At 59.5% G+C, this 15,442-nt stretch carries 8 protein-coding genes; 4 read left to right on the top strand and 4 right to left on the bottom strand.

Annotated features, from left to right (window positions below; all coding sequences use genetic code 11):
• Positions 1 to 8 precede the first annotated feature (8 nt).
• Complete coding sequence (locus tag ACWKV9_RS00040) at positions 9 to 461, bottom strand: (2Fe-2S)-binding protein (protein ID WP_483834059.1); 453 nt, start codon at positions 459 to 461, stop codon at positions 9 to 11.
• A 471-nt stretch (positions 462 to 932) separates the two neighbouring features.
• Between ACWKV9_RS00040 and ACWKV9_RS00035 the strand changes: the two genes are divergently transcribed.
• From ACWKV9_RS00035 to ACWKV9_RS00020, 4 genes are all read left to right on the top strand, one after another.
• The gene (locus tag ACWKV9_RS00035; protein ID WP_483834058.1) at positions 933 to 1,784 is read left to right on the top strand and encodes a sugar phosphate isomerase/epimerase family protein; all 852 of its coding nucleotides are present in this window, start codon (positions 933 to 935) and stop codon (positions 1,782 to 1,784) included.
• Between the two features lie 13 nt (positions 1,785 to 1,797).
• A complete protein-coding gene (locus ACWKV9_RS00030; protein WP_483834057.1) occupies positions 1,798 to 2,862 on the top strand; it encodes an isopenicillin N synthase family dioxygenase in 1,065 nt (354 codons plus the stop codon).
• Between the two features lie 65 nt (positions 2,863 to 2,927).
• The gene (locus ACWKV9_RS00025; protein WP_483834056.1) at positions 2,928 to 3,746 is read left to right on the top strand and encodes an ABC transporter substrate-binding protein; all 819 of its coding nucleotides are present in this window, start codon (positions 2,928 to 2,930) and stop codon (positions 3,744 to 3,746) included.
• A 148-nt stretch (positions 3,747 to 3,894) separates the two neighbouring features.
• Positions 3,895 to 5,403 (top strand): amino acid ABC transporter permease/ATP-binding protein, encoded by a 1,509-nt coding sequence (locus tag ACWKV9_RS00020; protein WP_483834055.1) that lies wholly within the window; start codon positions 3,895 to 3,897, stop codon positions 5,401 to 5,403.
• 604 nt (positions 5,404 to 6,007) lie between these two features.
• On the opposite strand, the gene recD is transcribed toward ACWKV9_RS00020, so the two are convergent.
• The 3 genes from recD to recC are packed head-to-tail and all read right to left on the bottom strand — an operon-like array spanning position 6,008 to position 15,275.
• Positions 6,008 to 8,095 carry an exodeoxyribonuclease V subunit alpha gene (recD, locus tag ACWKV9_RS00015; protein ID WP_483834054.1) on the bottom strand — a complete coding sequence of 696 codons (2,088 nt, stop codon included), beginning with the start codon at positions 8,093 to 8,095 and terminating at the stop codon, positions 6,008 to 6,010.
• Complete coding sequence (gene recB, locus ACWKV9_RS00010) at positions 8,092 to 11,793, bottom strand: exodeoxyribonuclease V subunit beta (RefSeq protein ID WP_483834053.1); 3,702 nt, start codon at positions 11,791 to 11,793, stop codon at positions 8,092 to 8,094. Before recB ends, recD begins: the two co-directional genes overlap by 4 nt.
• On the bottom strand, positions 11,790 to 15,275 hold the full coding sequence (recC, locus tag ACWKV9_RS00005) for an exodeoxyribonuclease V subunit gamma (RefSeq protein ID WP_483834052.1): 3,486 nt from the start codon (positions 15,273 to 15,275) through the stop codon (positions 11,790 to 11,792). Before recC ends, recB begins: the two co-directional genes overlap by 4 nt.
• Between the last annotated feature and the right edge of the window lie 167 nt (positions 15,276 to 15,442).

Raw genomic sequence — 15,442 nt, 5'->3', positions numbered from 1 at the left:
TCACTTCCTCAGGCCTTGCTGACGCTTTTGATGGCAGCACGAATGCGCGTGTAGGTTGCGCAGCGGCACAGATTCCCCGCCATGGCGGTGGTGATCTGCTCGTCGTTGGCGTCAGGGTGGGCCTGCAAAAGTGCCACGGCGGACATAATCTGGCCCGGCTGGCAGTAACCGCATTGCACGACCTCGTGTTCCAGCCAGGCTCTTTGCACTTCCTGGCCGACCGGCAATTGGGCAACGGCTTCAATGGTGGTGACTTTGCGTCCCGCCACCGCACTCACTGGCAATACGCAGGAGCGCACGGCCTGGCCGTCCAGATGCACCGTACAAACGCCGCACTGCGCAATGCCGCAGCCATATTTGGTGCCAGTCATGCCCAGCACATCGCGCAGGACCCACAACAGCGGCATGTCGTCGGCGACATCCACGTCATGGTCCTGACCATTGATCAGTAATTTTTGCATCAAGAAGCCTCTGGCATTCATCACGGTTGCCGCTGATTCATCGCCTTGGCGATGCTGGTCCACAGCGGTGTCGGTACTATTCGATTGCTTGCCCGCCGGGACATTGCCGTCGGACTTATATAAGAATTGTCGGCTTAATTGCTGCCCAAACGCTCTGAACAGAGGGCTGGCAGCCTTCACTGGATCGTCGAGAGTTGCTTAAGAAAAAGATAGTACCTTTGTGCTCGCGAGCGGTGGTGCGCTTTTTGAAACATTTTTAAATGTTTTGAAATCTCTGAACTATGCATTTGAGGATTCCTATTCTTCCCGCTCGTCGCCCGCCCCTAAGATCGGCTCCAATAAAGGAGCCCGTCCACAGAGACACGGCCCAAAGATTGCCTTTTCAGATTGTCACTGCCGTTTGTTACCCGTTTCGGTTTGCGCCGCGGCGGAGCCGTGTCAGCTGTCCACAGGAATCTTTGGGGTCGATCGATGAAACTGGAAATTTTCCGCACGCTGTGGGGCTATACCGCGAGCAAGGCTTGCGCACTCGATGAGTTACTGGAAGCCGGTTTCGACGGCATGGAAGCCCGCATGCCTATGGCCGCCAGTGAGCGTGCCGAATTTGCCGCGTTCCTGCGCGCCAACGACGTCGGCTACATCAGCACGGTGTTCACCGCCTACGATGTGCTGCCCGAGCAGTCGGCAACGGTCGATGAACACCTGACGGACCTGGATAAAAAGCTGGGCTGGGCCGCAGAATTGTCTCCGCGCTTCGTCAACCTGCTGGCCGGCAACGATCGTTGGCAATTGGCGCAACAGGTGGATTTTTTCGGTCGTGCCATGGACGTCGCCCGCAAGCACGGGCAGATGGTCACTTTCGAATCCCATCGAGCGCGCTCGCTGTTCAATCCGTGGGTGACGCTGGAGCTGATTCGCCAACTGCCCGACCTGCGTTTCACCAGCGACATCAGCCACTGGATCGTGACGTGCGAGCGCTTGCTCAATGACCCCGAAGACGATCTGGGCGCCTTTGTCGAGCGCGTGCATCACATTCAGGCCCGCGTCGGTTACGACCAGGGCCCGCAAGTCCCGCACCCCGCCGCCCCCGAGTACGCCAAAGAACTGGACTTCCATCAGCAGCACTGGGAAGCGATCTGGCGCTCGCAAGAAGCGCGCGGATATCAGGTCAGCACCTTGACCCCGGAATTCGGCGCCGACGGCTATCTGCATCGCTTGCCCTTCACCAACGTCCCGGTGGCCGATCTTTGGTCGCTGAACGTGTGGATGGCGAAAGCCCAACGCGAACATTTTCAGCGCTTCACCCATACAACAAGCCGATAAGGAGCGTTTCGTCATGCCTGATCCAATTCAAACCAAGCCCGCCGGGGTCGCCAACTTCAACAGCATTCCAGTCGTGGATATCGCTGGCCTGTTCAGCGCCGAGATCGAACAGCGTCAAGCGGTCGCTGATGAACTGGGCAAGGCCGCCCGAGAAGTCGGCTTTCTGTACGTGAAAAATCACGGCATCGATCCGGCGTTGATCGATGGCTTGCGTCAGGCGGCCAAGGATCTTTTCGCGCAGTCGCTCGACTACAAGATGCAGCACTACATCGGTACTTCGCGCAGCCACAAAGGCTTCGTGCCGGAAGGCGAAGAGGTCTACGCCAAGGGCAAACCGGACCATAAAGAGGCGTTCGATATCGGCTTTGAGGTGGGCGACGAAGACCCGCTGGTAATTGCGAAAACGCCACTGATCGGCGCCAACGAATGGCCTGATCTGCCGGGGTTCCGCCCCGCTGTAGAGGCCTACTACGCAGCCGTCTTTGCACTAGGTCGCCGCCTGTTCGATGGCTTCGCACTGGCATTGGGCCTGGAAGAGGGCTATTTCGAGGCACTGGTCACGCGTCCCCCTTCGAAGTTGCGGCTGATTCATTACCCGTTTGATGGCGCCGCGCAGGACGCGCCCGGTATTGGTGCGCACACGGACTATGAGTGCTTCACAATGTTGCTCGCCGACAAGCCTGGCCTTGAGGTGATGAATGATCAGGGCCAGTGGATTGACGCACCGCCCGTGGAAGGCGCATTTGTCGTGAACATTGGCGACATGCTGGAGGTGATGACCGCTGGTACGTTCGTTGCTACGGCTCATCGGGTGCGCACGGTGAGCGAGGAGCGTTATTCCTTCCCGCTGTTTTATGCCTGCGATTTCCACACTCAGATCAAGCCGCTGCCGCAGTTTGCGCAAGCGGGCAAGGATTACGAAGAGATCACCATCGGCGAACACATGTTTGGCCAAGCTCTGCAGACCTATCAGTACCTGCGCCGCAAGATCGAAGCCGGTGAGATCAAGCTATACGAAAAGGCGCGCAAGCCCTCGAGCTTCGGCCACTTGAAAAACCAGACGCAGGAAGCGTCTTGATGCCGTTTAACGACAACGCCCTATCACCAGCCGTGCCTTTCCTTCCTGACGTGGAGTCATCGACGATGCGCAACAAAATGAACTCAGCTGTCCGCTTGACCGTGCTTGCCGCTGCCGTCCTCGGCGGCTCTTTGTTAAGCGCCGCGGCGGCTCAGGCTGCTTCGACTGTGACTCCTGGCCAGTTCAAAGTCGGCATGGAGATTACATATCCGCCGTTCGAATCCTATGACGAGAAGAAAAACGTGGTGGGCTCCGACCCGGACTTATCGCGCATGCTCGCCAAGCACATGGACCTCAAGGCTGAGTTCGTCGACACCAAGTTCTCCAGCCTGATTCTCAGCCTGAACGCCGGGCATTACGACGCGATCATCTCGGGCATGTACATCACCCCTGAGCGCCAGACCCAGGCGCAGACCATCGCGTACGCCAAGACTGGCGCGGCGATCATGGTGCTCAAGGACAGCACGATCAAACCCAAGGTGCCCGAAGACTTGTGTGGCCTGAAAGTCGGCCTGGAAAAGGGCACAACTTGGGTGGCGCAGTTCAACAAGCTGTCGACCGACTACTGCATCCCGAACAACAAGGGCGCAATTTCGGTCAGCGAGTTCCCGTCCGCGCCTGAAGTGACCCAGGCGCTGCTGTCGGGCAACGTCCAGGCTCAAGTGGAAATCGACGGCGCCGCCGGCATGATCGCCGAGCGCACCAAAGGCCGCGTGGTGGTCAGCACCGAGCACTCGATCTATCAGCAAACCCTGGGCATCTACGTGAAGAAGGGCAACGACGAGCTGTATCAGGCGCTGCTCAAAGCCTTCGACGAAACCAAGAAGTCCGGTGAATACGCTGCGCTGTTGAAGAAATACAACCTGGAAGAGCCGGCTAACTAATAAACCAGACGGTTTGCCCTTGTAGGAGCGCGCTTGCCCGCGATGGCGTCGGTACATTCGATACATATCTATCGTCTGTTACATCTATCGCGGGCAAGCGCGCTCCTACAGGTATTGATCCGGTCCAGGCTGGTAGCTTGAGGTGTACATGCAATTCGAATGGTCTTACTTTTTTTCTCTGTTTTCGGTCTCGGACTTCTGGGAATCGTGCATCACGGTGATCGAGCTCAGCGGGCTGGCCTGGTTCATCGGCATGCTGTTGGGTTTCCTGCTGGCCTCGGCCAAGCTCTCGACCACACGCTGGATCAGCATCCCGGCGTCGATTTATATCTGGTTCTTCCGTAGCGTCCCGCTGCTGGTGTTGGTGGTGTTCGTCTACAACCTGCCGCAGATGTTTCCGTTTACCCGCGAAGTGCTGTCCAACCCCTTCTATTCCGGTCTGTTGGCGCTGGTCGTCACGGAAGCTGCGTACATGGCGGAGATTCACCGGGGCGGTTTGATTTCCGTTGCCAAAGGCCAAAAGGAAGCCGGGCGCGCGCTGGGTATCGGTCTGATCGGCTTGCAGCGGTTAATCGTTATCCCACAAGCGTTTCGGATTTCTCTGCCCACGCTGATCAACGAATACATCACTGTGGTGAAGCTCACTTCGCTGATCTCGGTCATTTCCCTGACCGAGCTGCTGACCGTGGGCCAGCGGCTGTACGCGCAGAACTTCCTGGTGATGGAAACCCTGTCGGCCGTGGCGGTGTATTACGTCCTGATCGTGACGGTCTTCGGCTGGTTGTTTCATTGGTTGGAACAGCACTTGGAACTGAATAATCGTAAGCCGCAGACGCTGGATGATGTGAGCCTGCAACGCTTGCGCTCGACGCTGGTGGAGCAGGCATCAGCGGGCAATCGCGCGGATTCCGGCCCAGGCTCGGCGCCTGCGCTGCAATTGCTGAACATCCACAAGAGCTATGGCCAACACGAAGTGCTCAAGGGCATCAATCTGGACGTGAACGTCGGTCAGGTGATTTCCATTATCGGGCCGTCTGGCTCGGGCAAGACCTCGTTGATTCGTACCGTGAACAGCCTGGAAACCATCGATAAGGGCGAGATCATTCTGTTCGGCGAAGGCTTCATTCACGCCGGAGACAGCCCGAATGCGCCGCAGATCCGCAAGGGCGTGCAGCGCATTGGCATGGTGTTTCAAAACTTCAATCTGTTCCCCCACCGCACCATTCTCGACAACGTGACCCTCGCGCCGCGGTACCACGGCCGCGATAAAGCCATCAGCGAGCAACGCGCCTACGCCTTGCTGGACAAGGTCGGCCTGCTGGCTCACGCGCTGAAATATCCGCACCAATTGTCGGGTGGTCAGCAGCAGCGTGTCGCCATCGCCCGGGCGCTGGCAATGGACCCGCAGATTATGTTGTTCGACGAGCCAACATCAGCGCTCGACCCGGAGCTGGTGGGCGATGTGCTCAAGGTGATCGGCGACCTGGCCAAAGAAGGCATGACCATGCTGATCGTCACCCATGAGATGGATTTTGCGATGTCGATTTCCGACCGGGTGATCTTTATGGAGAACGGCGTGGTGCAGCTGGATGCCTCCCCCGAAGTGATCCGCGCGGCGCAGAGTGGCGAACGGATCAAGAAGTTTATGGGCGTGTGATTTCCCTTGGTTGGAGCGCACCGCGATGCCGCTTCTGCCCGGAGGGCGTAGGAGTCCGGCTTGCCGACGATGGGCTGCGCAGCGGCCCCAAATCCTGGCACCTCGGTGCATCTGGCTTACCGTGTTCTCAGGTTTTGCTGCCGCTTCGCGCCAGATCGTCCGGATGCGGCCCAGAGCAAGCGACGCTCCTACGCCCTCCGGGCAGAATCAAAAGCTTCGCGGGCAAGCCTCGCTCCAACAGGGTTTGTGCGCACCGCGATGCCGCTTCTGCCCGAAGGGCGTAGGAGTCCGGCTTGCCGACGATGGGCTGCGCAGCGGCCCCGAAACCTGGCACCTTGTACATCAGACATACCGTGCTCTCAGGTTTCGCTGCCGCTTCGCGCTAGATCGTCCGGATGCGGCCCAGAGCAAGCGACGCTCCTACGCCCTCCGGGCAGAATCAAAAGCTTCGCGGGCAAGCCTCCCTCCAACAGGGTTTGTGCGCACCGCGATGCCGCCTCTGCCCGAAGGGCGTAGGAGTCCGGCTTGCCGACGATGGGCTGCGCAGCGGCCCCAAATCCTCCAACTGAACAGTGCAAACCTCGCCGAAACGGGTTTGCGGACATCACAAATCCAGCATCAACCCACTCAGCCGCTTCACCTTGCGCCGCAGCGCTTCCTCAAAAACTCCCTGCCTTGGCTCGATCAGGCTAAACCAGTTTTTCGCGCGGGTAATACCGGTGTAGATCAGCTCCTTAGTCAGCACCGGATTCAGCGCTTCGGGGAGGATCAGCGCGGTGTGCGCAAACTCCGAGCCTTGGGATTTATGGACCGTCATGGCGTACACGGTTTCCACGTCATTCAACCGGCTGGGCAATACGAAGCGAACACCACCGTTGCCGTCGTTACGCGGGAAGGCCACGCGCAAGGCCTGGCGCTGTTCCTCCGGCGCACCCTCGGGCAAGCGCAGCGCGATGCCGATGTCGCCGTTCATCAGGCCCAGCCCGTAGTCGTTGCGCGTCATCAGCACCGGACGGCCTTCATACCACTGCTGATCGCTCTCGATTAACTGCGCTTCAAACAACGTCCGGGTGATGCGTTGATTCAGGCCTTCCACACCCCAGGGCCCCTTACGCACGGCGCATAACAGCTGGAACTCGTCGAATGCGCCGAGCACCGCACGGGCCCATGCGGTCCAGCTCGGGTCTTCAACCGGCGCAAGCGCGCCAGGACGCAGGGACGCGAGCACGCCCAGATAATGCCGATAACCCTGAGGGCCGTCGCCATGACCATCGAGCAAAAGCCGCGTGAACCCTCGGTCCTGCTCACCCTTGAGCGCAAGGGAAAATAGATCCTTATAGGTCCCGCCAGCCAACAACGCGCGGGCCTGATGGTCCTGCTGCTGATTAACCAGCCTGGCCAGTTGCCCAATGCCGCTGCCCTGCACGAAGCGTCGGGAATGACGCAGCATCACCACTTGTTGCGCCAAGGGATATTGCGCGTCACTGCCTTGAGTCAGGCCGCTATTGCTTAAATCCTCACCGCTGATCGACTCCAGCCACGCTTGAGTATGCGGGCTGTACATACCGGCCTCGGCATCGCGACACAAATCCCCAAGCACGGCGCCTGCTTCCACCGAAGCCAGTTGATCCTTGTCACCCAGCAAAATCATGCGTGCGTGAGGCGGCAGTGCATCCAGCAGATTGGCCATCATCTCCAGGTCGATCATCGAGGCTTCGTCGACCACCAACACGTCCAGCGGCAACGGATTGCCCGCGTGATGACGGAAGTGACGCGTACCGGGACGACTTCCCAGTAATCGATGCACTGTGGTGACGTCGCTCGGGATTTTTTGCCGCACCGCTTCAGGCACTTCCAACGATTGCACTTGGTGGCTAATGGATTCGGTCAGGCGCGCGGCGGCTTTACCGGTGGGGGCCGCCAAACGGATGCGCAGCGGCTTGCCTTGCTCAACAGCGGGTGATTGCAACAATGCCAACAGGCGCACAACGGTGGTGGTTTTGCCGGTGCCGGGCCCGCCGGTGATGATGCTGAAGGCGCCGCGTGTCGCGATGGCGCAGGCCAGTTTTTGCCAGTCGATCAGCGCATCAGGCGCAGTGCTGGCCGGGCCGAACAGCGCATCGAGCCGCTGGGCCAGATCAGCAGGCGCCGCCTCGGCCTGATTCAGGCGCAGGTTCAGCGCGGCATCAATGCGCCGCTCGTAAGTCCAGTAACGGCGCAAATACAAACGCCGATCAGACAGCACCAATGGTTTACGTGACGCAGCCTCACTCCCATCGCTGGCCTGAGCCACCAACGGGCTGCCTGCCAATGCCTGACACCACGCAGCGCCGTCGAGAGCAACGAGCAACTGCGACGGCAGCAACATTGGCCCACTCTGCGCATCACCTTCGGGAGGGAGCGACAAGGCGAAGTCCGGCTCTTTCAGGGTTTCGTACAGATCCAGACAGACATGACCATGACCCAACTGGTGACTGGTCAAAGCCGCCGCCAATAGCACCAATGAGTCCGCCGCCGGGTCCAGTTCGCTGAGAAACGCCACGAACGCTTTATCCAGCGCGCGCAGCCAGCCACGCTCAACCCAGCGCGCAAGCAACAACAGCAGGTCATCGACATTGGCGAGGGGCCTGAGGTCGATCAGGCTTTGGGCGTCCAGCGGCGTGGGCAGCAATTGGTCGAAAGTACGGCTCATGCGAAGTCTCCTGACGACACGTCTTCCTGGATCAACGCCCGCCCCTGAAACAGCAGGTCGAGACTTTCAATCAGAGCCCGGGGCGGCCGGGTAAACCAGGCGCCCTGGCTGGCCGAACGGCTACCACGCACGAACAGATACAGCGCGCCGCCCATGTGCTGGTCGTAATCATAATCGGCCAGACGCGCTTTTAGTTGGCGGTGCAGCGCGAGTAGGTACAGCACATATTGCAGGTCGTAGCGGTTATCGAGGATCGTGGCCTCCATGGCGTGCTCGGTGTAAGCGTCGTCATCCACGCCCAGCCAGTTGGACTTGTAATCGGCCACGTAGTACCGACCTTGATGCTCGAACGTCAGGTCGATGAAGCCCTTGAACATGCCGTTTAGTGAATGGGTTTGCGCTGCAGCGCGAGGCGCGCCGTTGTGGGTGTAGCGGCGAACAAGCGCGTCCATTTGCGCGACGTCGACCTTATGACTGGCAAACCAGAACTCCATCTCGACGCGATACTGATTGGGCTGATCGAGGTCACTCAAAGCGACCGGCTCATCACCCTCGGCAAGCCGCAATGGCAATGTCAGCAGGTGCTGCAACCAATCGCTCAAGGTGACAATCCACCCTTCCCAGCCACGTCGATTGCAGCGTCTGGCGACCGCGTTTTCCAGCGCTTTCGGATCATGAGCGACGAGAGAAAACCCCTCACCGCCCGCCCATTCCAGCAAGCCATGCAGGAAGGTGCCGGGGTTCGGGCCGCGCGGGAATCGGTGGATATCTCCACCGCTGACCAGCACCTCGCGCGGCGCCTCCGGATCCAGACGTTCGTCGTCGAACAGTTTCTGCGCCTGGGGGCTGTCAGGGGACTGATCGCCGCTGTCGGTAATGGTGTCGCCGATGCGCAACGCGCTATAGGACGCAATCCACCAGTTCTCTTTGGCGCTGCGTCGAGGCATGCGGGGCTTGACCAATGCCGCTTCGTTCCGGGGCGGGACAAATGTCTCACCGGTCGGCTCCGGCACACGCTCAACGCACAGCGACGCCGCACCTTCGATCAGTGCTTGCAGCCAGACTTTCAACCCGGTGGATTCGGTCAATAACGTCCCGCTACCAAGCAAATAACCCAGCGCTGAGCGATGCAGGATCGAGCTGCTGCTATTGCCGCGTTTGAGGTCGGCGACGCCGAGCCAACAAGCGTGTCTGGCCCGGGTCAACGCCACGTACAGCAGGCGTAGATCTTCGGCCAGGCGCTCATCGTCCGCCTGCTCAATCAGCGCAGCGGTAGGTTTCAAACTGATCTGCGCACGGCCGTGCTGGTCGTGAAAGTGCAGCGGCAAACGGCTGCCATCCACCGGCTTCGACGAGCAAATGAACGGCAGGAATACCAATGGATATTCCAAGCCCTTGGACTTGTGGATCGTCACCACTTTGACCAGTTGTTCATCGCTTTCCAGACGCAGGATTTGCTCTTCGCCCGCTTGCCCGGACAACGCCAGGTGCTCGCTCAAATGACGAATCAGCGCTTGTTCACCGTCAAGCTCAGCGGCGGCTTGTTGCATCAATTCGGACAGGTGCAGGAGGTTGGTCAGCACGCGTTCGCCGTCGCTGCGCTGGATCAGCGACTGCGGCAGTTTGAAGTCGTGCAGCAAGCGCCGCAGCATCGGCAGCACCCCTTGGCTGCGCCAGATCGCGCGATAGCCACGGAACTGCATGACCCGGGTTTCCCACGCCAATTCGTCCTGATTGAGCAGTTCAAGCTCGGTCAGTGGCAAGTCCAGCGTGATGCAGGCCAGGGCGGCGCGCAGCGTGCGCTCGGCGTCAGGTTCGGCGCAGGCTTTGAGCCAGGCGAGCAGGTCATGTGCCTCTTGGGCGGCGAACACGGAATCCTTGTCCGACAAATAAACGCTGCGTATTCCGCGCGCCGACATTTCAGCACGAACTGCCTGCGCTTCCTTGCCGTCGCGTACCAGAACGGCGATGTCGGCAGGCACCAGGCCTTGCAGCGGTTCGCCTGATTTAGCGAACCCTGCGCGCCCCCGTTGGCCAGCGTTCAGCAGTCGCGAAATCTCGCTCGCACAACTGGCCGCCAACTGCTGACGGTAAGCGGTGCCAGACACCGGCTGATCCGTTTCCAGCTGCCAGACAGTCAGCGCGGGCGCGACCGTGCCGTCAATCTGGAAGTGCTCTTTTCGCCCTTGTGCCGCTACCGAGACAAAGGGCACCGGGTTGCTGTCTGCGTTACGGAACAGGAACGCGCCACGCCCAGTCGCGCTGGTTTCGGCACGGGCGAATACATGGTTCACCGCCTCGACCATCGCGTGACTGGAGCGGAAGTTGGTGTCCAGCGTGTGCCAGCGACCTTCGGTGGCCGCACGTGCGCGCAGATAGGTGTAAATGTCGGCGCCACGAAAGGCATAGATCGCCTGTTTGGGGTCACCGATCAGAAACAGGCCTGTCTCTTCGTTACTGAGTTCAAGCTGGTAAATGCTGTCGAAAATCCGGTACTGCACAGGGTCCGTGTCCTGGAACTCATCGATTAGCGCGACGGGGAATTGCTCACGAATGAGCGTCGCCAGTCTCTCGCCCCCGCTTCCTCGCAGGGCCGCGTCCAGACGCAGCAACATGTCATCGAAGCCCATTTCCGCGCGACGGCGTTTCTCTTCCTCAAAGCGCGCACCAACCCATTGCGCCGCGTGTTCAAGCACCGCAGCGTCTGGCGTAGGCAGCGTGTCCAGCGCCACTTTGAGCTCGACCATTGCTTCAAACGCAGGGTGTGATGGCGGGTTGCTTTTCCACGCTTCGGCGATGCCGTCGGGGGTAAGGCGGGTGAAGCCAGTGCCGAGGTCGAGCTGCTCCTGATCTTCATCGTTGGCCCAGGCAATGAGCTTGTCGAACCACGGCCTGAAATAGCGCTCCTGCATCTTGCGACCGTCGACGACCTTGCACTGCACGCCATCGATGCAAATTGCGTGCAGCTCGGCTGCCCAATTGGCCCAAGGCGCTTTCAGCACTTTCAGCGCTTCGCGACGCTCATGTATCGACTGCTCGATCACCTGAGTCGGGCTCTGTGTGACGGCAGGTCTGTCGCTGCCGAACAGGGCTCGTACTCGCGGTAAGAGCGCCGCCGGTCCGCCCCAGTTGGCTCGCACCCAGTCCAGCGCGTCGCCGCTCATGGGGTAACAGAACTTGCGCCAGTAATCGCGCAGCACTTCACTGAGCAAATCGCTGTGGTCCGTTTCCAGGGTCTGGGTGAACAGACTGCCGCTGTCGAAGGCGTGCTCACGCAGCATGCGCTGACACCAGCTATGAATTGTCGAAACCGCAGCCTCGTCCATCCACTGCGCGGCGATGTCCAGCCGGCTTGCACAGGCAGCCCACTGCTCGGGTTCGAACTCGTTTCGCAGATCAGCGATGAGTGCGTCCGTCGCCTGGATCTCCTCTCGGAAGAACCGCGCAGCTTCCGCCAGACGCGTGCGTATACGATCGCGCAGCTCCTTGGTCGCGGCGTCGGTGAAGGTCACCACCAGGATTTGTGGTGGCAGCAGTTCGCGGCCAAAGCCTGACAACTCGCCACCATGACCCAAAACCAGCCGCAGGTACAAAGCAGAAATGGTGAAAGTTTTACCAGTGCCTGCGCTGGCTTCGATCAGCTGGCTGCCCTTGAGCGGAAAGCTCAGAGCCAATGGTTTTTGGGTCTGAATGTTCATGCTCCCGCCTCTTCGCTGGACAGCGATTGCCAAGGCGCGTCGAAAATAGGTTTGTACAGCGCGTCACACCAGCCGACGAACTCTTCGCTATCGAGCAGTGCGTTGAAGTCGGGAAACTGCCGGGCCAGCGCGGTGCTTTCTCGGCGCTCGCCGTCGGTGGTCTGGCCGTCACCTTCGTACGCCTTGCGCGCGGCGGCCTCAGCTTTTGTTTCGTCGATCTGACCGAGCCAGGCGAAGGCTGTCTTGACTGCGACGGGCAACGGACGCTGCATCCCGAGCTGCCAGGCAAGCAGCAAATCATTGAGCGCCTGCGCTGCCTGGTCTTTTTCCAAGGGGGCTAATAACAGCGTTTCATCGCTGGCGACCAGCGCAGTCGTGAGCGAAAGATCGCAAGCGCAAGCCACCAGATGATTGACCCAGGGGCGGGTCAGCCGATGCCATTTGCGGGTTTTCTTGCCGCCTATAGAGTTGGGGATCGCGGTGATCGACAGCAGTTGATGGGAGGCGTTTTGGTACAGGCCGTCCACCCAGCCGTCGAACTCAATGCCTTGGTGTTGATAAGTGACTGGCAACGCGCTGTGCAAGCGTTCGGGCCAACGAATCAGCAGTGAGTGGTAGCGCTGAATCAGGTCGGGCAATGGCTCGATAAGTTCAGCCTGAAGGCTGGTTCCGAACCCCGCCATTGGCAGCAAGCCACTGTCCTGCAAACGGATGGCCTGAGCATGAAGCGCGACTTCGACCTGATCAGGCTGAGTCAGCGCCGCTTGCAGCAGGCTATCGCTCAGGCCGTAACGCTCAAGCGCATCAAGGACGAAGGGTTCTTCATCAGCCAAAGGCGCTTCGGCGACTTCGAAGAAGATCTTCAGACGCTGGCTAAAAAAATGTTTGACCGGATTGCGCAAGAAATCCTGCAGCTGCATAAGGCTCAGCGGCTCTTCTTGCTGGTGTTGTGCGAGCTGTAATTGTTCTGGTGTTACAGCGGCGGCCTCATGCAACACCTGCCATTCGCGAGCGAAGCTGAAGTACTCCGGGCTCTCGTGAAAGTACTTGGCGCTGAAGGGTTGCAGTGGGTGTTCAAGGGTCAACTTGTGTAACAACTGCTGACCAGGATCACGCTTTTTGTCGTCTTCAGGCTTAGCTGCGTCCACCAGTTTCCAGCCGCTGGACAGGTGATCGCGCAATTGACCGATCAGCACCGATGCCGGACGTTCGGAATTGTCGCGAATGCTGCGGCCCACCCAACTGATGTAAAGCTGATCGCGTGCAGACAGCAACGCTTCGAGCAGAAGGTAGCGGTCATCTTCGCGACGGGATCTATCGCCAGGACGGTAATCGCTTCCCATCAAGTCGAAATCCAGAGGCGGTTGAGCGCGCGGGTAATCGCCATCGTTCATGCCCAACAGGCAGACGACTTTGAATGGGATGGCACGCATCGGCATCAGCGTACAGAAGTTTACCGAGCCTGCAAGGAAGCGCTGCGACAGACGCCCTTGATCAAGGCCTGCAAGCCACGCTTCACGGACCACGGTCAGTGGCAGCACTTCATGCAAACCGACTGATTCGCAGGTTTCCAGCCACGTCTCGCGCAGGGTCTCCAATTGGCCCAGCAGGTAGTCGTCGTGCTCACTGTCGGCGAGGAAAAACAGCTGCATGATCGCTTGCAGGCGGTTGCCCCATACCTGCGGTTCGTCGGGCTGCGACAGCTCGTTGTGCGCCACCTGTAACGCGTCGATCAGCGACACCAGTGGGCCTATCAGCGCGGCATCAAGGCCGCCGATTTCGTCGTACGGCTCAATGCCGTCGTAAGCCGCTCCGGCCCCTACGGCATATCCCAGCAGCATGCGCCGCAGTCCGAAGTGCCAGCTGTTTTGCTCGAGAGATTCAGGAAGCCCAAGGCCCGCGCGCTGCTGTGCATCGAGCCCCCAGCGGACACCGGCGCCTTCGATCCAGCGGTGCAAAGTGGGCAGGTCCCGCTCATTGATGCCAAAGCGCGCTCTCAGCGCGGGGACGTCCAACAGGTCCAGAATTTCACTGACGGGAAAGCGGCTGTCGGGGAGCTTCAGCAGGTGTTCGACTGCGATAAGCAGCGGTTCACGCCCGCGCTGCCCTTGGTCTGCCAGCGTGAAGGGAATGAAGCGTCGGTCATCACGTTCTAGCTGCCCAAATACGGCGCGAATGTGCGGCGCGTAGCTGTCGATATCGGGGACCATGACGATGATGTCACGGGGTCTTAGATCCGGGTCCTGATGGAAGCGCACGAGCAATTGATCGTGCAAGACTTCAACTTCACGCTGAGCGCTGTGAGCAACGTGAAAGCGGATCGAGCGATCTTGTGCAGGAATGACAGCTGGCCATATTTCGCGAGTCTCGCTGAGTGGGCGCAGTTCAAGGATGTCGTCTTGCAGTTGGTTGAGCAGGGTTTGCGGATCGTTTTCGCTGAACAGATCGATCCGTCCATCCCTGAACGCGGCGCGGTAGTCGTTGGGGTCATCATGGCTGTCGAGCAGATTAATGTAGTCACGGCCCTGTTTCCCCCATGCGGCCAGCAAGGGATGGGCGTGTTGATGCAGGGCGTCGGGGTTTAACACAACCGGCATGCCAGGTTTGCGTGATTGGCGTTTGTACTCATGTCGCAGCAGGTCTTTGTCAGCGACGATGTCGGCCCAGTGGTGCCGGCATGGATTGTGGACGCACAACAAAACCTGACTGAACTTGGCCAGACCAGCGAGGGCCTCCAGCGCTTGGGCGGGCAGCGATGAGATGCCAAAGACAATGACGCGCGCAGGTAGTCCTGGCGGTGCCTCCGTCATCGTTTTAATGCGCTCGATGAAACGCTGATGCACGCCTGCCCGACTTTGCGCCATTCCTTCTGCGCCGACATCTAACAACAATGCACGCCATAGTTCGGCTTGCCAGCAGTTTTCCGGCTTTAACGGCTTGGCATCACCACGAGCACTTTTTAACTGATGACGACCTGCTGCCCAGTCTTCCAGCCAGTCAGCGCGGTACACCTGATACTGGTCAAAGAGGTCGGCGAGACGTTCGGACAATTGATAGCGTTTGCGCAGGTCAGTGTCTGCTGTCAGGAAGCGCTGCAGGGGTTCGAAATGAGGCTGGTTGATAAGAGCGGGGAGCAGGCGCATTAAACGCCAAGTCAGAGGCGCCTTATCGAGCAACGAGGTGAGGGGGATTTCCTCGCGTCCCAACACCAACCGGTAAAGCTGCCACATGAAGCTGCCCGGCAGTTGCACATCGACTGCTGCGGCGATGCCGCATCCACCTTGGTCGTCCTCGGCAGCGTCTTCAGCCAATGCCATTTTGAGCCATTGGGCAATCCCGTTGCTTTGCACCAGGGCAACTTCGTTTTCTAATGGGGCTAGTGGATAGCGCTGCATCCAATAGACAACCAATCCGCGCAGTTCATCCAGCCGATTGCCATGTACCACCATGAAACCGGCGTTGAGATCGGATGTAGCTGGCATGACTGCTCCTTCGCCAATAGATTCTTGGGGCGAAGTGTACCCCTTGGAGGTGGTTTTCTGGGCTGTGATTGATGGAGGCTTGCGTCGATCAGTATTTACCGAGCGCCCAAAACAAAACCCCTCACCGCGTAAGCGATGAGGGGTTTCGGAATTTAATCTTGACGATG

The organism is Pseudomonas corni (genome assembly GCF_057128765.1).
Note: the sequence above shows the minus strand (reverse complement) of the source record. Positions and strands in the feature narration are given on the sequence as shown.